Annotated in this window: 18 protein-coding genes and 2 pseudogenes; 12 read left to right on the forward strand and 8 right to left on the reverse strand. The window is 69.0% G+C overall.

Features of this window, described 5'->3' with window-relative positions; genetic code table 11:
* Nucleotides 1–85 precede the first annotated feature (85 nt).
* Both AB5J53_RS43990 and AB5J53_RS43995 read right to left on the reverse strand, forming a co-directional pair.
* Complete coding sequence (locus tag AB5J53_RS43990) at nucleotides 86–520, reverse strand: glycoside hydrolase family 15 protein (RefSeq protein WP_369251180.1); 435 nt, start codon at nucleotides 518–520, stop codon at nucleotides 86–88.
* Nucleotides 480–947: a MarR family winged helix-turn-helix transcriptional regulator gene (locus tag AB5J53_RS43995; RefSeq protein WP_369251181.1), complete on the reverse strand. Its 468-nt coding sequence runs from the start codon at nucleotides 945–947 to the stop codon at nucleotides 480–482. The genes AB5J53_RS43990 and AB5J53_RS43995 overlap by 41 nt, the downstream gene beginning before the upstream one ends.
* A 94-nt stretch (nucleotides 948–1,041) precedes the next feature.
* Here AB5J53_RS43995 and AB5J53_RS44000 point away from each other — a divergent pair, with 94 nt between their 5' ends.
* Nucleotides 1,042–1,926, forward strand: a complete 885-nt coding sequence (locus AB5J53_RS44000) for a pirin family protein (RefSeq protein ID WP_369251182.1) — start codon at nucleotides 1,042–1,044, stop codon at nucleotides 1,924–1,926.
* Between the two features lie 340 nt (nucleotides 1,927–2,266).
* Here AB5J53_RS44000 and AB5J53_RS44005 read toward each other — a convergent pair whose 3' ends face one another.
* Together AB5J53_RS44005 and AB5J53_RS44010 are read right to left on the reverse strand one after the other, a co-directional pair.
* Nucleotides 2,267–2,974 (reverse strand): hypothetical protein, encoded by a 708-nt coding sequence (locus tag AB5J53_RS44005; protein WP_369251183.1) that lies wholly within the window; start codon nucleotides 2,972–2,974, stop codon nucleotides 2,267–2,269.
* 305 nt (nucleotides 2,975–3,279) lie between these two features.
* Nucleotides 3,280–3,999: an alpha/beta fold hydrolase gene (locus tag AB5J53_RS44010; protein ID WP_369251184.1), complete on the reverse strand. Its 720-nt coding sequence runs from the start codon at nucleotides 3,997–3,999 to the stop codon at nucleotides 3,280–3,282.
* A 541-nt stretch (nucleotides 4,000–4,540) separates the two neighbouring features.
* Here AB5J53_RS44010 and AB5J53_RS44015 point away from each other — a divergent pair.
* The 4 genes and pseudogenes from AB5J53_RS44015 (at nucleotide 4,541) to AB5J53_RS44030 (ending at nucleotide 10,514) form a co-directional block, all read left to right on the forward strand.
* Nucleotides 4,541–5,506 (forward strand): alpha/beta fold hydrolase, encoded by a 966-nt coding sequence (locus AB5J53_RS44015; RefSeq protein ID WP_369251185.1) that lies wholly within the window; start codon nucleotides 4,541–4,543, stop codon nucleotides 5,504–5,506.
* A gap of 92 nt (nucleotides 5,507–5,598) precedes the next feature.
* A pseudogene (locus tag AB5J53_RS44020) lies at nucleotides 5,599–5,814 on the forward strand (acetoacetate--CoA ligase); the annotation flags it as partial.
* 304 nt (nucleotides 5,815–6,118) lie between these two features.
* Nucleotides 6,119–9,337 carry a cytochrome P450 gene (locus AB5J53_RS44025; protein WP_369251186.1) on the forward strand — a complete coding sequence of 1,073 codons (3,219 nt, stop codon included), beginning with the start codon at nucleotides 6,119–6,121 and terminating at the stop codon, nucleotides 9,335–9,337.
* A 130-nt stretch (nucleotides 9,338–9,467) separates the two neighbouring features.
* Nucleotides 9,468–10,514: a zinc-binding dehydrogenase gene (locus AB5J53_RS44030; RefSeq protein WP_369251187.1), complete on the forward strand. Its 1,047-nt coding sequence runs from the start codon at nucleotides 9,468–9,470 to the stop codon at nucleotides 10,512–10,514.
* On the opposite strand, the gene AB5J53_RS44035 is transcribed toward AB5J53_RS44030, so the two are convergent.
* Both AB5J53_RS44035 and AB5J53_RS44040 read right to left on the reverse strand, forming a co-directional pair.
* On the reverse strand, nucleotides 10,498–10,896 hold the full coding sequence (locus AB5J53_RS44035) for a hypothetical protein (RefSeq protein WP_369251188.1): 399 nt from the start codon (nucleotides 10,894–10,896) through the stop codon (nucleotides 10,498–10,500). The genes AB5J53_RS44030 and AB5J53_RS44035 overlap by 17 nt on opposite strands.
* Before the next feature lie 170 nt (nucleotides 10,897–11,066).
* Nucleotides 11,067–11,396, reverse strand: a complete 330-nt coding sequence (locus tag AB5J53_RS44040; protein WP_369251189.1) for a transposase — start codon at nucleotides 11,394–11,396, stop codon at nucleotides 11,067–11,069.
* Nucleotides 11,397–11,527: 131 nt separating this feature from the next.
* Between AB5J53_RS44040 and AB5J53_RS44045 the strand changes: the two genes are divergently transcribed.
* From AB5J53_RS44045 to AB5J53_RS44075, 7 genes are all read left to right on the forward strand, one after another.
* The gene (locus tag AB5J53_RS44045) at nucleotides 11,528–12,139 is read left to right on the forward strand and encodes a hypothetical protein (RefSeq protein ID WP_369251190.1); all 612 of its coding nucleotides are present in this window, start codon (nucleotides 11,528–11,530) and stop codon (nucleotides 12,137–12,139) included.
* Nucleotides 12,140–12,668: 529 nt separating this feature from the next.
* Entirely contained in the window at nucleotides 12,669–12,854 is a 186-nt protein-coding gene (locus AB5J53_RS44050) for a hypothetical protein (RefSeq protein ID WP_369251191.1), read from the forward strand.
* Between the two features lie 309 nt (nucleotides 12,855–13,163).
* The gene (locus AB5J53_RS44055; protein WP_369251192.1) at nucleotides 13,164–13,553 is read left to right on the forward strand and encodes a lipocalin-like domain-containing protein; all 390 of its coding nucleotides are present in this window, start codon (nucleotides 13,164–13,166) and stop codon (nucleotides 13,551–13,553) included.
* A 120-nt stretch (nucleotides 13,554–13,673) separates the two neighbouring features.
* On the forward strand, nucleotides 13,674–14,549 hold the full coding sequence (locus AB5J53_RS44060) for a fumarylacetoacetate hydrolase family protein (protein WP_369251193.1): 876 nt from the start codon (nucleotides 13,674–13,676) through the stop codon (nucleotides 14,547–14,549).
* Nucleotides 14,550–14,613: 64 nt separating this feature from the next.
* The gene (locus tag AB5J53_RS44065) at nucleotides 14,614–15,537 is read left to right on the forward strand and encodes a VOC family protein (protein ID WP_369251194.1); all 924 of its coding nucleotides are present in this window, start codon (nucleotides 14,614–14,616) and stop codon (nucleotides 15,535–15,537) included.
* 26 nt (nucleotides 15,538–15,563) lie between these two features.
* Nucleotides 15,564–17,204 carry a bifunctional 3-(3-hydroxy-phenyl)propionate/3-hydroxycinnamic acid hydroxylase gene (locus AB5J53_RS44070; protein WP_369251195.1) on the forward strand — a complete coding sequence of 547 codons (1,641 nt, stop codon included), beginning with the start codon at nucleotides 15,564–15,566 and terminating at the stop codon, nucleotides 17,202–17,204.
* A 291-nt stretch (nucleotides 17,205–17,495) separates the two neighbouring features.
* Entirely contained in the window at nucleotides 17,496–18,800 is a 1,305-nt protein-coding gene (locus tag AB5J53_RS44075; RefSeq protein WP_369251196.1) for a PucR family transcriptional regulator, read from the forward strand.
* A gap of 168 nt (nucleotides 18,801–18,968) precedes the next feature.
* Here AB5J53_RS44075 and AB5J53_RS44080 read toward each other — a convergent pair.
* Both AB5J53_RS44080 and AB5J53_RS44085 read right to left on the reverse strand, forming a co-directional pair.
* Nucleotides 18,969–19,124 (reverse strand): annotated as a pseudogene (locus tag AB5J53_RS44080) (IS1380 family transposase); the annotation flags it as partial.
* A gap of 49 nt (nucleotides 19,125–19,173) precedes the next feature.
* Entirely contained in the window at nucleotides 19,174–21,348 is a 2,175-nt protein-coding gene (locus AB5J53_RS44085) for a SpoIIE family protein phosphatase (RefSeq protein ID WP_369251197.1), read from the reverse strand.
* Between the last annotated feature and the right edge of the window lie 124 nt (nucleotides 21,349–21,472).

The raw sequence follows: 21,472 nt of genomic DNA on the forward strand, positions 1-21,472 counted from the left end.
ACGGCATTCTAGGCTTCCGGCATCAGCCGGAGATCGGAGGCTCGCACGGCGACTGCTCCAGGGACGTCGCCGGCCGGGCCGCCCGTCAGCCCAGGGCACGGTCGAGGTTGAAGGCCGCGCTGATGAGGGCGAGGTGGGTGAACGCCTGGGGGAAGTTGCCCAGTTGCTCACCGGCGTGGCTGATCTCCTCGGCGTACAGGCCGACATGGTTGGCGTAGGTGAGCATCTTCTCGAAGGCCAGGCGGGCTTCGTCCAGTCGTCCGGCGCGGGTGAGGGCCTCGACGTACCAGAAGGAGCAGATGGAGAACGTGCCTTCATCGCCTTCGAGGCTTGCCTCGGGGTCGTAGCGCCAGACCAGGGAGTCGGAGACGAGTTCGTTGCCGAGGGCATCGAGGGTGGACAGCCAGACGGGATCGGTGGGGGAGACGAACTTGGTCAGCGGCATCATCAGCACCGTCAGCGCGTAACCCGTTGCAGAGTCAGCCGCCGACAGCCGGGTGATCCGTGTGCAGATGGTCAAGGATGGCGCTGGAGATCTCGGCGAGATGGTCGATCTGCTCTGCTGTGAGACGGTCGATGACCAGGCGCCGCACCTCCTGGGCATGGCTGGGGGCTGCTTCTTCCAAGGCTGTGCGTCCTTCTGGCGTGAGCGCCGCATACATGGCGCGTGACGCGCCGCTCTGGCGCTCCACCAGGCCGCGCTTGCACATGCGGGTGAGCTGGTGGTGGAGGCGGCTCTTCTCCCAGCCCAGCTCATCGCTGAGCTCATAGGCACGCAAGCGCCCGCCCGGTGCTTCCGACAGGGCGACAAGTACCGAGTAATCAGCGTTTGACAGGCCGCTGCCCGCCTGGAGCTGCTGTTCGATACGTGACCGCAGAACCTCCTGCATCTGAATGAACGCCCGCCAGGCGCGCAATTCGCGCTCGCTCAATCCGTGCCGCTCCATGGCCCCAGCATACCTTTGAGTTGACATGTCTACTCGACTGAGTACTGTTGAGGTGACACATCAACTCGATGGTGGTTCCGGAGGGACGTAGGTCATGGAAGCCCGGCAAGGCGCAGCGGAGCGCAGCGTCGTCCGCGTCGAGAGGAAGATGCATTTCGGAGGGGACACGCAGGTCGACGACAGGAACGTGGTCATCACACCCATGAGGCCGGAACTCACGGATCCGTTCCTGCTGCTGAGCGAGGACTGGTTCTCCTCGCCGGGCTTCGAATGGCATCCCCACCGCGGTCTCGAGACGGTCACACTGGTCCTCGACGGCGTCCTGGAGCACGGTGACAACATCGGTCATGTTGGCGCGCTGACCACTGGAGACGTGCAGTGGATGACCGCAGGGCGCGGAATCATCCATCGCGAGCTCGCCTTCCGCAACGAACGGGCGCACATCCTGCAGCTGTGGGTGAACCTGCCCGGCGAGATGAAGATGGTCGACACCCGTTACCAGGACCTGCTGGCCGACGGTCGACCCGTCATCGAGACGGACGGCGCCCGCATCGACCTCATTTCGGGCGAGGCCGGCGGCGTCCAAGGCCCCGCACTGAACAACTGGCCCATCTCCGGAGCGGTGATCACCCTTGAGCCCGGCCGACGCCTGGATCATCTGCTGCCCGGCCGGGATCGTGCCTTCGTCTACGTCCTGTCCGGCAGGGTGACGGTCGCCGGGCGTCCCGTGCGCGCAGGGGAGATCGCCTGGTCCGACCCCCTTCCCCAGGCTTCGCTCTCGAGCATCGCGCTTGAGGCCGCCGACGGCGACGAGCACAGCGTGGTCATGGTCTACAGCGGTGAGCCGATCGGTCAGCCCGTCACGATGGGGGGCCCGTTCGTCATGAACAGCGCGAGCGAAATCGAGCAGGCCTTCCGCGACTTCCACAGCGGCGGGTTCGGCGACATCCCGAACCAGGCCCGCCTGCAGTTCCGCTGACATCGGGGTACCCGGCACCCCCGTCTTCCCAGACCGTGTGCCCGCAGGCCCGGCGCGGCACGCATAATCCGGTGCCTTCACCTCCGGCTCCAGCCCAGGAAAGGAGAACCTCGGAACCCGCGCATCGCCGGCTCTGATGCACCTTGCCGTGGCCGCCGTGCTCATTCCGGGACTGGTCGGCACCCGAAACCCGGGGCCAGGCCGTGAGCCGAAGCACGACAGCGGGCAGACGTGACCCGGCGGCGCCTTGAGGGCGACCCAGCAGGATCGGCGGCTCCGGCGTCAGCGGGCGGGTGTCGACACGGTGCGCTTTGGCCGAGCTCAGCACCATCCTCACGGCCTACAGGTCCATATCGGCGTTGCCCTCGTCGTTCCAAGAGTCTCGCCGCTTGGTCGCGCTCTTGGCGGAAGCGCCCTTCTCCTGCCCCTCCAACAGCTCCAGGAGCGCAGCGTCTGCCTTTTTGCAGTCTTCCTTGGTCAGTTCGAGAGGGGCGTTGTTGTAGACGGTGTACCGGTCGGGATGAATGATGTTGTTGGTCCTCAAGGTGAAGGTCAGAAGCGAGCACCACCCCTTGCGGTGGCCCACCCTCACTTGGATTTGGACCTTGTAGTCACGGTGCTCCGGAACCAACCAAGAAAACGGTGCCTCGAACTCGAGGAAGAGTTGTTGCGCTTCTCTGCCGGCCACGACGAATCCGGTCGGCAACTCCGGGTCCTCGTCCGGCTCGGGTTGGAGACGAGATCGTGAACCCGTCCACAGGAGTGGCAGATGGGAGGCGGGGTCATCAGGGAAGCTCAGCCTGAGATCCTGCACGACGATCGGCTTGACACCAGTGTTGTGAAGGACGAGCGGAAGCCGCAGGCGAACCGTGGAGCCGTGGACAATCGCCGCAAAGGACTGAGGCTCCCACGACTGCAGGCGCCCCTGTCTGGCGTTGAGCCACCAGAACGAGGCGATGGTGAAGAGCAATGCGCAGATTGACAGCAAGCCCGCACCCGAAATCGATGAGGATGCATTCTGATCAGCAACGGTCATCACGAAGATCACAAATTCACCTCAGGGTGGGCGCGCTATCAGGACTCGGTGAGGCGAGGGCCTCGTGGGCGATCGCCCACTCCTTTCATCCCCGCTCGGCCGCGTCCAGCTCGGCTCGGATGCGGCCGGGTTCCCCACGCAGCCCCTCGACTCGACGGCGCGCGGCGAGTTCGTGCTGCTCCGGCAGTACGACGGCCCACGACATCCGCGGCCTCCCCCGGGATCGACGACACGACAGCCCACCACTCCCACGGAATCACCGAGCCCATGCCTCATCGGAGAAAACGCACTCATCACGCCGGAAAGACAACAGCTCCTCAGGCATTCCAGTGCGCCTCAAGGGCTGCGGCGACCTCGGCCGGCTTCTGGATCAACGTCCAGTGGCTGCAGTCGAGTTTGACGACCCGGGACGCTCGCACAGCTTGGCCGAGTTCATCGGCGAACGCGATCGGACAGGCCGGGTCGAGCGTCCCCCAGAGGACCAGGGACGGCGCGCACACGTTCGCCAGTTCCGGTTCCCATTCCGCGCCCACCGTCACGGCGGAGCGGTACAGATTGAGGATGCTGTCCCTCATCGACCCGTCCACGCGACGGACCATTTCCTCGGCCACGTCAGCCGGGACATCGAGTTTGCTCAGGTCCTTGGCGAAGGACGCTGGGTCAAGCTCGTTCATGAACCGGTTGCCCTCGACCGGGTCCTGCCAGATCTTGGCCAGCGGATGCCAGCCGTACCGAGCACTGACCGGAGCGCTGCTGCCGGCCCACGTACGAACCAGGTCCGGCCGTATCGAAGCGACGCGCGCGGCGAGAATGCAGCCCCAGTCATGGCCGACCAGATCCACCGGCTCGCCGACTTGCTCCAGCCGATCGATGAGCCAATCGACGTACTCCTCTTTGGTGGAGCCGAAGTCTTGCGGCCGCGGCGCGCCGAAGCCGGGCAGGTCCCAGGCCTCGACGTCACTTCGGCTCAGGTGCCGGCGCACACCGTCCCACACACGGTGGGTGTCGGGGACGCCGTGGATCAGAACTGCAGGCATGGACGAGCTCCTCGTGGGTCAAAAGCCTCATACATGAGGTTTTTATCATTATTACGTCCTTTGGTCCCGAAGTGCGAATCGGGGCCTTGGGGCCGGAATGTTCCGTCCCCATGCCGTGAACGCATGGTGAACGCATGGCCGAGGGGTGCCGCCGCTCCGGAGGCATCGTCAGACCGCTGAACAAGGGACGACCACCGGCGACCCGGCTGTCCATCACAGCCTGCGGCCGGTGGATGTGGTGGGGACGAGAAGGGCAGACGCACCCTTCGGTGGTGTGCCATGAATCGGTGGCCCGGCGAGCCCCCCGTAGAACCGCTTGGGCAGCGAGAGCACCGGCAACAGGGCACCTGCCGGCGGCGCAGGCCCTTCCGCTGCCGGCCGGGTCACAGCCTGATCGTGGGAATGCGATGCCTGCCGGCGTGGCGGTGCGCGTCAAACTGAGCAACGGTCCCGCGACCACGGTGGGCGATCACTCGGCTGTCGGTGTGACCCGCGAGTAGCGTGAGTTACGGACGAACCCGCCTGGAAGGGGTGTGTGACCATGGTCGAGCACCGCACCGTCACGGTTGGAGGGCGTCGGCTGCACATCGCGGAGGAGGGTGAAGGACCCCTGGTTCTCCTGCTCCACGGCTTTCCCGAATGCTGGTACAACTGGCGCCACCAGTTCACGCCTCTGGCCGGGGCCGGATACCACGTCGTCGCCGTTGACCAGCGCGGTTACGCCCGCAGCGACCGGCCCGCCGCGGTTGAGGAATACACCATCCTGCACCTCGTCGGCGACGTCATCGGCCTGATCCGCGAACTCGGCGCACAGCAGGCCGTGGTCGTCGGCCACGACCTGGGCGGCATGGTCGCCTGGTCCACCGCGCTGATGCGGCCCGACGTCGTCCGGGGGGTCGTGGGCCTCAGTGTCCCGCCGCCGCAGCGCGGTCCGGTTCCTCCGCTGCAGGCGATGCGCGAGCTGTTCGGCGGCCAGTTCTACTGGAACTACTTCCAGACCCCCGGCGTCGCGGACGCCGAGCTCGCGAAGGACCCGCACGCCACCATCCGTCGCGTGATGTACGGCCTCTGCGGCGACAACCCGCACAGCGACCCGCCGGTCGAGCCGCTCGTCCCACCGGGCAAGGGATTCCTGGACCTCTTCGAGGACCCCGAGGAACTTCCCGCCTGGCTCACCGAGGCCGACATCGACACACTCGCGACGGAGTTCACCGAAGCCGGGTTCACCAGCGCCCTCAACTGGTACCGCAACTTCGACCGCAATTGGCAGCTGACCGCCCCATGGGACGGCGCGCAGTACCAGATGCCCGGCCGCTACCTCACCGGCGATCGGGACCTGGTCTACGGGTTCCCGGGGATGGACCAACTCCTTCCCGCCCTGCCCACGCTCCACCCGACCGTCGGACCGGCGCACATCCTGCCCGGCTGCGGCCACTGGATCGCCGAGGAACGCCCCGGCGAGGTGAATTCGGCGCTCCTGGAATTCTGCGGCGCCCTGAACAGTTGACGATCAGTCGGCTGCGGTCGAAGTCGGCACGTCTTTCGGCAGCTGTCCGCGGGAGCGCCGGGCGCCCACAGTGGTGCGGGTGCTGTCACTGCAGCCGCTACCGCTGCGCCTACTTCGGCGCCTACCCCGGTGTGTGGCGGCACGGCGACTGGATCACCCTCACCTCGCACGGCTCGGTGATCGTCCACGGCCGCTCCGACGCCACCCTCAACCGCAACGGCGTGCGCCTGGGCAGTGCCGACATTCACGACGTCGTCGAACGCCTCCCCGAGATCACCGAGGCACTCGTCATCGGCGCGGAGGAACCCGGCGGTGCAGAGCTGCGAGGTCCTGTCACCCCTGGGTTCCCCGACCGCTTCGGCGGTAGTCGGCCGGACCTGTCGGCGCGAGCCGATCGGCTCGCGGTCCGGTGCGGGTGCCACCGATCCGATCACTGCACGCGTGTGAACTGAACCGGTGTGGCGCAGGTCACTCTGAGACAAGTTGACTCATAGGCGCTCTGTGAGTCAATCTGTCTCACATGAGGGGGAATGCCGTTGCACCAGCGGCGTTCCCACGTAACCCGACCGGTGCCCTTGCCCCTCCCCTCTCTCTGCACAAAGGAGCAAGTCCATGACCACGCAACCCGTGAGCGACCGCCGTGCCACGTCCCCGGGCGGCATCCCGATCCTGAGCGACGCGCAGATCCCCGACACCAACCCGTCCGCGTACTTCGTGAAGCAGTCCGAGCAGTTCCCCGAGGGCGTCTTCAGCATCGAGGTCGGGGGCCAGGAGAACCTCTTCGTCTACGACCCGGACCTGGTGGCCGAGGTCTCCGACGAGACCCGTTTCGGGAAGCCGATCTTCGCGCCGCTGACCCATGTCCGGGACTACACCGGCACCGGCCTGTTCACGGCCCATGAGGAGGACGACGGTGAGATCTGGGGCATGGCGCACCGGATCCTCATGCCGGCCTTCAGCCAGCGGGCCATGAAGGGCTACTACGGGCAGATGCTGGAGATCGCCCAGAACCTGGTGGGCAAGTGGGATCGTAAGGAGGGCGAGTCGGTCCACATCACCGATGACTACACCCGGCTGACCCTGGACACGATCGCCCTGTCGGGGTTCGGCTACCGGTTCGACTCCTTCGAGAAGGAAGAGCTGCACCCCTTCCTCCGGGCGCTGCTGGAGGCGCTGGTGGAGTCGATGCGGCGCGCGCAGGAACTGCCGAGCATGACCGCGCTCCGCAAGGACGACGACAAGAAGTACCGCGAGAACATCCAGCTGATGCGGGACCTGGTCGAGAGCGTGATCAAGGAGCGTCGTGAGGGGAAGGGCACCGGTGAGGGCGACCTGCTGGGTCTGATGCTGGAGGCCACCGACCCGGAGACCGGCAAGCCGCTGGACGACGAGAACGTCCGTGACCAGGTGCTGACGTTCCTGATCGCCGGTCACGAGACGACCAGTGGTCTGCTGTCGTTCGCGACGTACTCGCTGATGCGCAACCCGCACGTGCTGGCCCAGGCCTACGCCGAGGTGGACCGGCTGCTGCCGGGCGACACGGTCCCGGACTACGACACGATCATGCAGATGGACGTGATCCCGCGGATCCTGGAGGAGACCCTGCGCCTGTGGGCTCCCATCCCGATGATCATGAAGGCGCCGCTGGAGGACACCGTCATCGGCGGCCGCTATGAGCTGAAGGCAGGGACGAAGACCAACCTGCTGATGGGTCCGCTGCACAGGCACCCCAAGGCGTGGGACCGGCCGTACGAGTTCGACATCGACCGGTGGCTGCCGGAGAACCGCGCCCAGCACCACCAGCACGCCTACAAGCCGTTCGGTAACGGCCGACGTGCCTGCATCGGCCGGCAGTTCGCGCTCACCGAGGCTCGTCTGGCCCTTGCGCTGGTGCTGCAGAAGTTCAAGTTCGCCGACATGAGCGACTACAAGATGGACGTCAAGGAGGCGCTGACCCAAAAGCCCGGCGGCTTCGACCTGCTCGTCCGTCGCCGTCAGGAGCACCAGCGGACCGTGTTCGGCGTCGCGGACCTGCAGAGCGACGACGAGCAGCAGCAGGCCGCGGTCAGCGGCGTCGGGGTGAACCTGACCGTCGCCTACGGCTCCAGCCTGGGCAGCTGCGAGGACCTGGCGCGCACGATCGCCGACCGCAGTGAGCGCTCCGGCTTCGGCACCACGCTGACGAGCCTGGACGAGCTGGGCGACAACCTGCCCACCGAGGGCCTCCTCGTGGTCGTCGCCGCCAGCTACAACGGCAAGGCCCCGGACAACGCGCAGCGTTTCGACGAGCTGATCGCCGCCGGACTCCCGGAGGGCTCGCTGTCCAACGTTCGGTTCGCGCTGCTGGGCGCCGGCAACACCCAGTGGGTGGCCACCTACCAGGCCTTCCCCACCCGGATCGAGGAGGCGCTGCTGGCCGCCGGCGCCACCCCGGTGGTCGAGCGGGGCATCGCGGACGCGGCCGGTGACTTCGACGGCATGGCCTCCCGCTGGATGAACACCCTGTGGGCCACCCTGGCCGAGGAGTACGCCGCCGACACCTCCCAGGCCAGCGGCCCGCGCTACCAGGTGCAGCTGCTCACCGAGGCCGACGTGCGCCCGGCGATAGTCTCCGAGCAGGCCTACCCCCTCAGGGTCGTGGCCAACGAGGAACTCGTGGCCGACGCGACCGGCCTGTGGGACTTCAGCATCGAGCCCCCGCGCCCGGCCGCGAAGTCCATCACCATCGAGCTCCCGGACGGCGTCACCTATGACACCGGCAACCACTTGGCCGTCTTTGCCAAGAACGAACGGGCCCTGGTCAACCGTGCGCTGACGCGGCTCGGCGTCGAGTCCAACCAGGTGCTGCGCCTGGACCAGCCCGCCGGCGGCCGCACCCACCTGCCGGTCGGCGTCCCCGTCTCCGCAGGGATCCTGCTCACCGAGTTCCTGGAACTGCAGGACGTGGCCACCCGCGCCCAGATCCAGACGCTGGCCGAGCACACCGAGTGCCCGTGGACCCGACCGCAGCTGCAGGCCTACGTCGCTGATACCGCCGAGGCCGAAGAGGCTTACCAGAGCGAGGTCCTGGGCAAGCGGGTCTCCGTGCTCAACCTGCTGGAGCGCTTCCCGGCGGTCGAACTGCCGCTGGCGGTCTTCCTGGAGATGATGGGCCCGATCCGCCCGCGGTTCTACTCCATCTCCTCCGCCCCGCTGGCCAATCCGCGGCACGTGCGGCTGACCGTGGGTCTGCTGGAAGGTCCGGCCCTGTCCGGCGACGGCCGGTACCGCGGCACCTGCTCCGCCTACATCGCAGGCCTCAATCCCGGTGACGTGTTCTACGGCTACGTGCGTGTGCCCTCCCCGACCTTCGCGCCGCCGGCCGACCCCGCCACGCCGCTGGTCCTCATCGGTCCCGGCACCGGCATCGCGCCGCTGCGCGGCTTCCTGGAGGAGCGTGCCCACCAGCACGCGAACGGCACCCAGGTGGGCCTGTCCCAGGTCTTCGTCGGCTGCCGCCACCCGGAGCACGACTACTTCTACGGCCAGGAGATGCAGGACTGGGAGCAGTCCGGGATCGCCCAGGTGCACACCGCCTTCTCCGCGGTGACCGGCCACCCGGCCCGGTTCGTCCAGGACGCCATCGTAGGTGCGGCCGACACCGTGTGGCAGGCCATCCAGGACGGCGCGTACATCTACGTCTGCGGCGACGGCCGCCGCATGGCACCCGCCGTGCGCGAGGCGCTCGCCGCCATCTACCGCAAGTACACCGGCAGCGACGACGAGGCCGCCCAGCAGTGGCTCGCCCAGCTGGAAGCGGACGAGCGCTACCAGCAGGACGTCTTCGCCTGACCCTCAGACGCCGGGAGGGTGCGGCGGTCCTGACACCCCGCACCCCTCCCGGCCACCACTCATCCACGAGGCACCACACGGCACCCATCGGCCCGAACGCCGGAGTGCCGCTCACAGAAAGCAGAGCACCATGGACACCATGCTCGCCGGACGCTTCCACCTGGACAGCAAGAAGTTCGCTGTGGAGGAGGTCCCCGTCCCCGTGCCCGGCCCGGGCGAGGTCCTCATCGAGGTCAAGGCCGCCGGCGTCTGCCTCTCGGACGTCCACCTGCTCGACGGCTCCCTTCCTCCGCTCTTCCTGGACTCCGACACGGTCACCGTCGGGCATGAGGTTTCCGGTGTGATCCACACCCTCGGTCCCGGCCTCAAGCGCGGCCTGACCGTCGGCACCCGCGTCACCCTGGAGGCCGGCAAGAGCTGCGGCCAGTGCGCCGGCTGCGTGCGCCGCCGCCCCTGCAGCCAGATGCGCACCGCCGGCATCGACTACGACGGCGGCTGGGCCCAGTACATGGTCACCCCCGAGGAGACCCTCATCCCCATCCCCGACAACCTCCCCTTCGACCAGGCCGCGATCATCCCCGACGCGGTCTCCACCCCCTACGCCGCCGTCGTCGCCACCGCCGGAGTCCGTCCCGCCCAGTCCGTCGGCATCTGGGGCGTGGGCGGAGTCGGCGCGCACAACGTACGCATCGCCCGCCTGGCCGGCGCCGCGCCGATCATCGCCGTCGACCCGCTGCCCAGCGCCCGCGAGCGTGCCCTGGCCTTCGGCGCGGACTTCGCCCTCGACCCGGCCGCCCCCGACTTCGCCGACCAGGTCCGCGCGGCCACCGGCGGACGGGGCCTGGACTTCGCCTTCGACTGCGCCGGCGTGCCCGCCGTCCGCGAACAGGCCGCCGCCGCACTCGGCCTGGGCGGAGTCCTCATCCTGGTCGGCATCAGCCCCAGGCCCCTCACCATCACCGAGGGCCTGACCTTCAACTACACGATGAAGCAGGTGCGCGGCCACTACGGCGCCACCCCCGAAGGCGTCACCGAACTGGTCCGGCTGGCCGAGGTCGGCCGCCTCGACCTGGCCCCCTCCATCACCGACCACATCCCGCTCGCCGACGCCGCCGACGCGGTCAACCGGCTGGAGAACAAGATCGGCGACCCCATCCGCCTCATCCTCGTCCCCTGACACCAGAACAGAACCCGTAGCTGAACCAAAAGTTCATCAAGACCACCTCGGGCAGGGGTGAGTGGGCGCCGGTGCTTGAGGGAGCACCGGCGCCCGAGAAACCTCCTCCAGCGCTGCCGCGTCCGAGAAGGTGCCGGGTGACGTTGCCGAGGGCCAGGTCCAGGATCCCGGCGGGGGCGCGGCGTACGTCGTCCTGCTGCCGATCGGTCAGGGCGTCGACAGAGACGGGGACGCCGGTGGGGAAGGCCATCAGCGTGTCCAGCAGCGCGCAGTGCGAGTCGCTGATGTACTTGAGGCCGGTCTGCTGGCGGCGCGCATGCTCGCCGGGGTCAATGGCCAGGTGCAGGGTCGCGGCACAATAGCCGCGTGGCGACGGCATCATTACGGGGCAGGTCACCTCAGCCTGGATCCACCGTGTGAATTCTGTTGACCGTATTCAGGCGGTTCAGGGTGATCTTTCGGTGTGCGGGCAGCGGTGAGAGCCGGGTGGCCGTCCGGTGCGGGGTCTCCGAGTTCTTTCGGGTCGTGGGCGGACAGGGACGGTCGCCCGGGTCAGGTGCGCATGCGGTGTCCTGTCGCTGTCCACAGGGCGGCGAAGTCGTCCGCCCAGGGCCAGCGTTGAGGCAGGTGCAGAGTGAAGCGGCGGGCTCCGGTGGCGATCCGGGCCGGGATGTGGATCAGGTGGCGGCGGATGGTGCCGCTGCGGGCCCGGGCGTGGAAGGTGGAGGCGAGGTGGCCGGCGACCCGGGCGAGGTTGTAGGCGGTGGCGGCCAGGGTGAGCCAGGCGGCGTTCGCGGTGAACTTCCCCGACGGAAGATGGGCGAGCGCGGAGGCCTCCAGGTCGGCGAAGACCTGCTCGACCTGGGCGTGTTCGCGACGCATGGGTTCGGCCTGGGACGAACGGGCTGTCGGTGAAGATGACGTGGTGGCGCCAGACGCCGAACAACTCGGCCTGCCCCTCCGGCACACTCTTCGAGGCCAGCCGCTTCACGCGGCGCACGATCAGTCGGGCGGTGGTGCGGAACGCCTTCTTCTTGCTGGTGAACGCGGTGAACGGAGCTTCGGCGATTTCCGCGTCGGAGATCCAGCGTTCCTCCGCGGCGTCCCACGCCGCGCTCGTGTACTTGATCGGTGTCCAGGCGGACTCGTCCATGCCCGCGATCGACTCGCGGATCGTCTTCTTCACCGCCACGGCCAGCGAGAAGTGCGCGCCCGCCGTTCGGCACACGTCCACCACCTTGTGGGAGAAGTACGCCGAGTCCGCACGCACGATGATCTTCGCGGTAATGCCCATTGCCCACCGCCCGCACCGTGGCCAGAGCCTCGCGCAGCAGGCTCGCCGCCCCCTTGCCGGAGCCTGCCGAGCCCTTGCGCAGCCGGGTGGCGACGATGACCCGAGCACAGGTTGCGGTCTTGACGGTGACGATCTGGAAGTGCAGACCGCGCTGCTTGGTGTAGCCGAAGGAGGCGCCCTGCTTGGCCGGCCCGTAGACCTGCTTGACCTTGGAGTCGATGTCCACGAACACCACCTCGTCCCGCTTCGGGACCAGACCGGTGTGCGCAGCCAGAGTGCAGGTGAACGCCCGCACTGCGGACTCGAGTTGGCGCACGTGCCCCCCAGGTGAAAGCGCGCAGGAACGTGCCGAGCGTGGACGGCGCACGCACCCCGCCGAACAGGCGGGACAGGCCACCGTGCCGGTGCACGTCCAGGTCCTCGATGCTGTCGGCCCCGGCGATCATGCCGCCCACGATCGACAGGGCCTTCGCGTCGGCCGCCGTACCGGCACCGTTCTTCGCGCCGGTGAGTTTCACCTTCTCGGCCATCAACCGGGGCAGACCGCACCGCTCGGCCAGCCGGATCGTCGGGATCAGCCCGGCATGCGCGATCAGGTCCGGGTCGTCGAACGCGGCGAACAGCGTCGCCGGACTATGGGAGACCCTCACTTACGAGGTGCCTTGCTTCGTGGGACTGATGAGGGCGTACGAACTCCCATCATCCCAGGTCAGCGGGCACCTCTTTTCATTTCGTCGTCCACAGACCGACTATCGTGCGGTGGATCCTGGTCACGACACACCTCGGTAGATCTGGACTGCAGGATGAGAGGCCAAGCGGTACGTCCGATACTGGCAGAACCGGGGGGGCATCCTCTGCTCATGCTCATGCTCATGGGCCGCGTCAGGTCCACCTGGCTGGTCGAGCTCTTCGTCGAGCGGCTCCCCATCACCGTCATCGTGGCGGCCGCCGGCGTCGACACCCTCCACGGCCTGTCCCGCATCCTGCCGTTCCTGGACCCTGTATCCACCGACGAAGCGGCTCGCCTGTTGCGAGGCGGCAAATGATGACCTCACAAGACCTGCCCAGCGAGCGCCACGAGCACCTGATGGCGATGCGCGGCGCGGAGCGCATCGACGCTTCGGATGTCAAAGCGCAGGTTGCGGATCGGCGCTGGTCACATGGGCGCTGTCAGCCCAAAGTAAGCGGACTTTTGTGTTCCGGGGACCAAGAGCCGGTGCCGCGGTCGCGGGTTAACTGCTCTGTGTGGGTGGCAGGAGCCGGCCACTCGGCCCGGCCGCTGGGGCGTCACCGTGGTGCTGTGACGGTGCCTGCGCGGCCGGGCCGACGGTACTGGAGCAGTGTGCGAGGCAGCCATGGACAGTTTGGTCGGAGCATGGGCCCTTGAGGACTTCTCGGAAACATGTCAGGGGACGGTCGTCCGTCCGCTCGGGGAGCGTCCCAGCGGGGTGCTGCTCTACGCCGCCGACGGGTGGATGAGCGCACTGCTGACAGCCGATCCCGATGTGGCCCCGGTCGCATCCCACGTCCAGGAGACAGTGGGCCGGACCGTGGCGTATGCCGGCCGCTGGGAGCGCGAGGCGGACGGGCCGGTCATGCACCTTATTCAGGCCAGTCACTACGCACCGTGGGTGGGGACGACCTTGGTGCGCGATGTCCGGTTCAGTCCGGGACGGCTGGAGCTGACAGCCGCCGGGGCCGATGAGTCCCTGTTGCGCCTGCGCTGGCGACGGGCCGACGCCTGACGGCGTGGGACCGGGCCGGCCGCCCGCCTCACAGCCGGAGCAGCGACAACGACCGCCTGGCTGATCACCCTCTCATCCCCCTTTCCCCTTTCCCCTTTATTGTCATGGAGGTGTTGTGCCATGCGCACAGCCAATCTGAACGGCCGTCTGGTGCTCGTCCTCGACGACGGTGTGGTGGACGTGGAGACGGCCAGTGACGGGCTGTTCTCCTCGGACCCGCAGGCAGTCTTCGACCGCTGGGCCGAGTTCCGCGACTGGGCCCGGTCCGCGGCCGCGACCGGCCACGAGCGGACGCCCTTGGAGGAGCGGCAGCTGGGCGCGCCGGTTCCGCGCCCGCGGCAGGTCTTCGCGGTCGGGCTGAACTACGCCGACCACGTGGCGGAGTCGGGGGTCGCCGTACCGGAGCGTCCCGCTGTCTTCACCAAGTTCCCCACGTCCCTGACCGGGCCGTACGACACGGTCTCGCTGCCGAGTGCCTTGGTCGACTGGGAGGTCGAGCTGGTAGCGGTGATCGGTCGTGAGGCGTCCCAGGTCGCCGTCTCGGACGCTTGGCAGTACGTGGCCGGCCTCACGCTCGGCCAGGACCTGTCCGAGCGCGGCATCCAGTTGTCGGGACCGGCGCCCCAGTTCTCCCTTGGCAAGTCGTTCCCCGGCTTCAGCCCGACCGGGCCGGTGCTGGTCACCCCGGATGAGTTCGACAACCCCGACGACCTCGCGCTCGGCTGCGCGATCGACGGCGAGACCATGCAGGACTCGCGCACGTCCCAGCTGATCTTCTCGGTGTCCCAGCAGATCGCCTGGATGTCGTCGATCTGCCCGCTGCTGCCCGGCGACCTGATCTTCACCGGCACACCGGCAGGCGTGGGCGGTACCCGGGACCCGCGCCGCTTCCTGGCCCCCGGCGAGGAACTGCGCAGCTGGATCGACGGCATCGGTGAGCTGCGCAATCCGCTGGTCGCCGGCCCCAGCTACCCCGAAGGCCCGCAGGCCGTCTGACGCGCGGCTTCCGCACCTTCCTGCGTACACCACCCGCACACTGAAGCTCTTGGAGGAGACTGCCATGGCCCTGCACCGCGTGGCGCACATCACGATCGGGGTGCCCAATGTGGCCGACACCTCGGCCTACTACGCCGATTTCGGGCTGACGGACCTCGGCGACGGCCGATTCGCCACTGCCGACGGCGGCGAACAGCTCAAGATCGTTCACGCGGCGCGGCGCCGCCTGGAAGAGCTCACCCTGAGCGCCGACGACCCCGACGACCTCGGCCGGATCGGCTCGGCCCTGGACCGGCTCGAGGTGCCGTTCGTCCGGGAATCCCACCGCCTGCGCGCGGTCGACCCGGGCACCGAGGTGACGGTGACCGTCGAGGTGCAGCCGCGCATCGTGCAGCCCGCAGCCGCGCGGATGCCGAACAACGCTCCCGGGCGGATCGAGCGGACCGGCGAGCGTGCCCCCGGCGTACTGCGTGAGGGGCCGGTGCGCGTCCGCCGCCTGGGACACGTCGTCCTGGGCTCCACCAACCAGGAGGCTTCCCAGCGCTTCTTCACCGAAGGGCTCGGCTTCAAGGTCAGCGACCAGGCACCGGGCGCGGCGTTCCTGCGCTGCTCCACCGACCACCACAACGTCCTCGTCCAGCAGGCCCCCATCTCCTTCCTCCACCACACCTCCTGGCAGGTGGACGACGTGGACGAGGTCGGACGCGGCGCCACCCGGATGCTGGAAGGCCACCCCGAGCGCCATGTGTGGGGTCTGGGCCGCCACCAGCTGGGGTCGAACTTCTTCTGGTACCTCAAGGACCCGGCCGGCAACTTCTCCGAGTACTACTCCGACATGGACTGCATCGTCGACGACCAGCTGTGGACGCCCGGGATATGGGAGGACGCCCGCGTCGCCCTGTACAACTGGGGCCCGCCGGTACCGCCGTCCTTCCTCCGACCCGAGGACCTCGCCGCAATGATGACCGGCGCGCACGACGCCGGCTGAGCGAACGAAAGGAACGCAGGCGCGTTATGAGCACCCCTACCAAGGGCCCCGCCGCGGGGGCCTACGACGTGCTGGTCGTCGGCGCCGGTCCGGTCGGGCTGGCCACGGCGATCCAGCTGGCCACCCGAGGCCGGCGGGTCGGCATCGTCGAACGCTGGCCGCAGCACTACCCGCTGCCGCGCGCGGTCGTCTTCGACCATGAGGCCGGCCGCATCCTGGCGTCCCTGGGGCTGGACATGGCCGCTGTCAGTGAACCCGCTGTGGACTACGAGTGGCGCAACGGCGAGGGTCAGCAACTCCTCCGTTACGACTTCTCGGACGGCAGCTACTCCGGCTGGCCCAACCTGAGCGCGTTCAACCAGCCCACCCTGGAAGCGGCCCTGAACGAGCGCGTCCGGTCGCTGCCGGAGATCGACATCCTGCGCGGCTGGGAAGCCGTCGGCGTCCAGGCGGGCTCCACGGCGGTGGAGGTCACAGTGGCGGAGAGCACCGGAGACGCGCCCTTGCTCCGTGACGGAGAACGCGCGCAGCGTACCCTCCAGGCCGCGTACGTCGTCGGCTGCGACGGCGCCAACAGCTTCATCCGCTCGTGCATGCGCACCTCGGTCACCGACCTCGGCTTCGAGTTCGACTGGCTGGTCCTCGACGTCATCCCCCATGACCGGGACCGCGAGTGGACGCCACGGAACCTGCAGCTCTGCGATCCGGCCCGGCCGACCACGGCGGTGGTCGGCGGCCCGGGCCGCCGCCGCTGGGAGTTCATGCGCCTGCCCGGCGAGTCCATCGCCGAGCTCCACCAGGCCGAGACCGCCTGGAAGTTGCTCGAGCCGTGGAACCTGCACCCGGACAACGCCACCCTGGAGCGGCAAACTGTCTACACCTTCCAGGCACGCTGGGCGGACTCCTGGCGCGACGGCCGGCTGCTGCTGGCCGGGGACGCGGCCCACCAAATGCCGCCGTTCGCCGGGCAGGGCCTGTGCTCGGGCCTGCGTGACGCCATCAACCTGAGCTGGAAGCTCGACCTGGTGCTGTCCGGGAAAGCCGAGGACAGTCTGCTGGACACCTACACCACCGAGCGATGCCAGCATCTGCAGCATGCGATCGAGAAGTCTGTGGGCCTGGGGAGGGTCATCTGCGAGCCGGACCCGGCCGCGGCCGCCGAGCGCGACGCCCGCATGATCGCCGACCAGCAGGCAGGCCGCGTACCACAAGGAGATCAGTTCCTGGTGACCTTCACCGGCGGACTGCTGGACCGCGACTGCACCGGCGCCACGGCGGAGCCGACCGGGCAGCTCAGCCGGCAGGGATGGGTGCGGTTCGGGGACCGTACCGGCCTGTTCGACGAAACCGTCGGCATCGGGCTCACCCTGCTCACCACCGGTGATCCGCGTGACGGGCTCGACGAGGACACCCTGGCCTGGTGTGAAGAGGTCGGGCTCCGCCTGCTGAGGATCACCGACGACCCGGCGGCGAACGGCCCCGACGTCGTCGTCGATCTCGACCACACCTACCTGGCCGACCTGGCCCGTACCGGCCTTGAGGCCATGCTGGTGCGCCCCGACTTCTACATCTTCGGCGGCGCCAAGAGTGCGGCCGACATCCCGCGTCTGGTGGCTGCGCTGCGCGGCCGGCTCACGGCGGTCCCCGCCCCGGAGGTCACCGCTTGAGCCACCGGCGCCACAGCCGGTGCCCATGGCCGGCCTCGCTGAGCACAGCGACGCGTGACACGGCCGGCGCTCACCGCGCTGCGCCGTGCCGACGCGCGGAGTGAACCAGCCCGGCCGGTGAACGGTGCGACCGTCCCGGCCGGGCAGCACGCCGTCGGCCGCACGGCGGCGCTCGTCAGCGGCGGGGTCCGCGGCTGCTCGACTCTCCGGGGAAGATATGGTCCCCTGACCTGGGTGGCAGCAGCGAGCGGCCCGCTCGCGCGCCTCCCCGGCGACGGAGGGACGGGAAGCGTGACGGGACAGTGGCTCCAGTGGTTGCGGCCGGATCCCGGCCGCCTGACCGAGCCCGTCCTGTCGCCGGTGGAGCTGGCCGCGGCACGCACGGAGCTTGGCGCGGCCGCGGTCGAGTGGGCGCTCCAGAGCGCCGACGCCATCGCAGAGGAGGTTTTCAGGAAGGTGCCCGAGCACGGTGGCGGTCCCACTGCCGGGACCACCCTGCGACGTGTGACCCAGTCCGCGGTGCTGACCGGCCTGCACTTGATGGCGTCCGACTTCAGCCGGCCCATCCCCACCCTCGCCGAGGATGCGCTGGAAGGATGCCGGGAGTTTGCACGCCGCGGAATCCCGCTGGAGCTCGTCCTGCGGGGAGTGCGGCTCGGGCACGCGCAGCTGGCGCACCGCCTGGCAGCAGGAGTCGAGGAGCACGTCCCGGCCGACCAGCGCCTGGCCGAGCTGCGCCGGATCGACGACCTGATGTTCACCTACGTCGACGCCCATTCGAGCGCCATGGCCGAGGAATACATCGCCGAACGGGACCGCTGGCGCGGCAGTGACGAAGCCGCCCGCCGCGCCGTCATCGACGAACTGCTGGCCGCCCGCCCGGTCGACCGGGAAGCCGCCGCCCTGCGTCTGCGGTACGACCTGTCAAGCACGCACGTGGCCGCGGTGCTGTGGGGCGACGACACTGCCATCTCCGCGCCCGCCGCAGAACGGCTGCACCACGTGGCCTCGACCATGGCCCGCGCCCTGGAAGCGGCCAGGACGCTCGTCATCCCGGCCCACGACAACAATGTGTGGGTATGGTTCGCCGTCAGCGGCGAGACCGCCGAAGACCACATCCGACACCTGCGCAGCTCCCTGCCCGAGCCGGCAGGGGTGCGTGCGGCTCTCGGCCCGCCCGCACCAGGGCCCCACGGCATGCGCCGCAGCCATCTGGGGGCGTTGCAGGCACAACGGATGGCCTTGCACGCTTCGGGCTCCTGGCTCTGCGACTACCGGGACATCCGCCTGGCAGCCCTCGTCACGGCTGACTCCGAACACGCACGCTGGTTCGTACAGGAGGTCCTCGGGCCGCTGGCCTCCGAGGGAGCCCGCCTGCATGAGCTGCGCGAAACCCTGCGCATCTACCTCGCCGAGGAACGCAGCCCCCGCACCGCGGCCGAACGCCTGCACATTGCCCGCAACACCGTCACTTACCGCGTCAAACGCGCGGAGGAACTGCTGCCCGTGACCACCACAGCAGTCAGCTCACTGGAAGTGCGCGTAGCGCTCGAAATGGCGGCTGCCTCGCCAACCGGCACGTCGGCCATCAGCTGAAGGCTGTCCTACCTTCAGCCTGGATCCACCGTGTGAATTCTGTTGACCGTATTCAGGCGGTTCAGGGTGATCTTTCGGTGTGCGGGCAGCGGTGAGAGCCGGGTGGCCGTCCGGTGCGGGGTCTCCGAGTTCTTTCGGGTCGTGGGCGGACAGGGACGGTCGCCCGGGTCAGGTGCGCATGCGGTGTCCTGTCGCTGTCCACAGGGCGGCGAAGTCGTCCGCCCAGGGCCAGCGTTGAGGCAGGTGCAGAGTGAAGCGGCGGGCTCCGGTGGCGATCCGGGCCGGGATGTGGATCAGGCGGCGGATGGTGCCGCTGCGGGCCCGGGCGTGGAAGGCGGAGGCGAGGTGGCCGGCGACCCGGGTGAGATGGTGCTCATACGACCCCAGGAATACCCTCCACCTCCAGCGCTGCCGCGTCCGAGAAGAGCTCCGGCGCGCCCAGGGCGCACTCCGCCCAGACCGTCTTGCCACGTCGGGCATGCCGCGTCCCCCAGTGCTCGGTGAGTTGGGCGACGAGGAACAGACCTCGCCCGCCCTCGTCGAAGACACGGGCCCGGCGCAGGTGCGGAGTCGTGCTGCCGGCATCCGCGACTTCGCACATGAGGGTGCGATCGTGGATGAGACGCAGCTGGATGGGAGGCCGGCCGTAGCGGATGGCGTTGGTGACCAGTTCGCTGACGACCAGTTCGGTGGTGAAATCGAGTTCCTCCAGTCCCCAGGTGGTCAGCTGCTGGGAGACGCTCGCTCTGGCCCGGGCGACCTCGGCCGGGTCGGCACCCACGTCCCACGTGGCGACCTGACGGTCCCCGAGGGTGTGGGTGCGGGCCAGGAGGAGTGCCACGTCGTCGTGCGGTCGGTCTGCGGGCAGCAGCGCTTCGAGGACGGTGTCGCAGGCGGCCTCCAGGGAGGGAACAGGCTGGGCGAGGGCCTGGCGGAGCAGGGTGAGACCCGCCTCGATGTCGTGGTCGCAGGCCTCGATCAGGCCGTCGGTGTAGAGGGCGAGGAGGCTGCCCTCGGGCAGGTCGATCTCCGCCGCCTCGAACGGCAGGCCGCCCAGGCCGAGTGGCGGGCCGGCGGGCAGCTCGAGGATGTCGGCGATTCCGTCCCGGGTCATCACGACGGGCAGGACGTGGCCCGCGCGGGCGAGGGTGCAGCGGCCGGCGACGGGATCGTAGACGGTGTACAGGCAGGTGGCCCCTATGTCCCCCGCGGATTCGGTGTCCGTTTGGGCAGAGACTTCGGCGGACAGGCGGATGACGACGTCGTCCAGGTGGGTGAGGAGTTCGTCGGGCGGCAGGTCGATGTCGGCGAGGGTGCGTACGGCGGTCCGCAGTCGGCCCATGGTGGCGGCGGCGTGGATGCCGTGCCCGACCACGTCGCCCACCACGAGGGCGACCCGGGCACCGGACAGCGGGATGACGTCGTACCAGTCGCCGCCCACACCGAGCTGGGCGGCAGCAGGCAGGTAGCGGCAGGCGACCTCCACGGCGGACTGCACGGGTGTACCGCGCGGGAGGAGACTGCGCTGGAGGGCGAGGGCGGTGGCGCGCGCGTGCGTGTATCGGCGGGCGTTGTCGATGGCCACCGCCGCCCTGGCCGCGATCTCCTGGGCGAGGAGCAGTTCCTCGTCCCCGTACGCACCGGGCTTGTGGTGACGGAAGAACTGGGCGACACCCAGCGTGGTGCCACGGGCGCACAGCGGTACCAGCAGCATCGATGCGGACGGGCCGAGGTGGTGCCGTGAGGGTCGGCCGGTGACCAGGGCGCGAGCCGGTGGTGATCCGTCCGGATACCTGTGGACCTGCTGCGGCGCAACCGACGATTCCCCGTAGATCGCTTCCGGGTTCGTCGTCTCGGGGTAACCGTCCGTCACCGACTGCTGGGCGACCCGGCGGACCACGAGTGTGCCCTTCGCGGGAGGCTCGTCTCCGGAAGGCGTTTCGAGGAGGTCGACGGTGACGGCGTCGGCGAAGTGCTCCGTGGCCAGGTCCGCCAACTCCTGGGCGGTGCGGGCGATGTCCAGGGTCGTTCCGACGCGTACGCTCGCCTCGTTCACCACCGACAGCCGCCACTGCACCCGGCGATCCCGCTCGTCCTGGAAGGCCAGGACGCCCGTCTCGGATATGCGGTCCATGTACTCGGTCGCCAGTGCGATCAGCTTGCGTGTCGCCGCGTTGATCGGCTCGGCATCGCTGGTGAGCCGGGGCAGCTCTTCGAGCAGCCGGTCGAGGACGAGGCCCTGCGCGAGCCGGAAGGCGCGCAGCATCGCTGTGACCGGCTTCCCGCGCTGAGCCAGCCGACGCGCGCGCTCTGCGTCGGCGGCCGGCGGATCGATCCGCCTTGGCTCGATGTCGTGCTCGATGCCGAAAAGCAGGGCGACGACGTGCTCGGCGACGTTCTCCCTCGTCATCTGTGCGATGTCGGGTTCGTCCCACAGTTCGGGGACCTCGTGCCGCAGGCATTGCTCTACGTCGTGGATCAGCTCGTCCGCTCGCGGGCTGAGTTCATGTGCGGCACGGGACAGAAGACTGTCCGCGGTGAAGTCCACACTGAGGACGTTACGCCGTCCTGGTGGACCGCGAAGCCTCAGCCGGCCGCATCTGGCTGCGCGGTGTCCGGGAGGAATCCGGTCTCACGGGCTGGGCGTGGTCGAGGGCAAGGGTCCGCGCGGC

Source organism: Streptomyces sp. R41 (genome assembly GCF_041053055.1).
GTDB lineage: Bacteria > Actinomycetota > Actinomycetes > Streptomycetales > Streptomycetaceae > Streptomyces.

Bases quoted from the DNA above. Each gene is read 5' to 3' on its own strand.
- AB5J53_RS44055 (WP_369251192.1), top strand. From the start codon at position 13,164: ATGGACAGTTTGGTCGGAGCATGGGCCCTTGAGGACTTCTCGGAAACA.
- AB5J53_RS44050 (WP_369251191.1), top strand. From the start codon at position 12,669: ATGCTCATGCTCATGGGCCGCGTCAGGTCCACCTGGCTGGTCGAGCTC.
- AB5J53_RS44030 (WP_369251187.1), top strand. From the start codon at position 9,468: ATGGACACCATGCTCGCCGGACGCTTCCACCTGGACAGCAAGAAGTTC.
- AB5J53_RS44070 (WP_369251195.1), top strand. From the start codon at position 15,564: ATGAGCACCCCTACCAAGGGCCCCGCCGCGGGGGCCTACGACGTGCTG.
- AB5J53_RS44060 (WP_369251193.1), top strand. From the start codon at position 13,674: ATGCGCACAGCCAATCTGAACGGCCGTCTGGTGCTCGTCCTCGACGAC.
- AB5J53_RS44015 (WP_369251185.1), top strand. From the start codon at position 4,541: ATGGTCGAGCACCGCACCGTCACGGTTGGAGGGCGTCGGCTGCACATC.
- AB5J53_RS44065 (WP_369251194.1), top strand. From the start codon at position 14,614: ATGGCCCTGCACCGCGTGGCGCACATCACGATCGGGGTGCCCAATGTG.
- AB5J53_RS44000 (WP_369251182.1), top strand. From the start codon at position 1,042: ATGGAAGCCCGGCAAGGCGCAGCGGAGCGCAGCGTCGTCCGCGTCGAG.
- AB5J53_RS44025 (WP_369251186.1), top strand. From the start codon at position 6,119: ATGACCACGCAACCCGTGAGCGACCGCCGTGCCACGTCCCCGGGCGGC.
- AB5J53_RS44010 (WP_369251184.1), bottom strand. From the start codon at position 3,999: ATGCCTGCAGTTCTGATCCACGGCGTCCCCGACACCCACCGTGTGTGG.
- AB5J53_RS44035 (WP_369251188.1), bottom strand. From the start codon at position 10,896: ATGATGCCGTCGCCACGCGGCTATTGTGCCGCGACCCTGCACCTGGCC.
- AB5J53_RS44040 (WP_369251189.1), bottom strand. From the start codon at position 11,396: ATGCGTCGCGAACACGCCCAGGTCGAGCAGGTCTTCGCCGACCTGGAG.
- AB5J53_RS43995 (WP_369251181.1), bottom strand. From the start codon at position 947: ATGGAGCGGCACGGATTGAGCGAGCGCGAATTGCGCGCCTGGCGGGCG.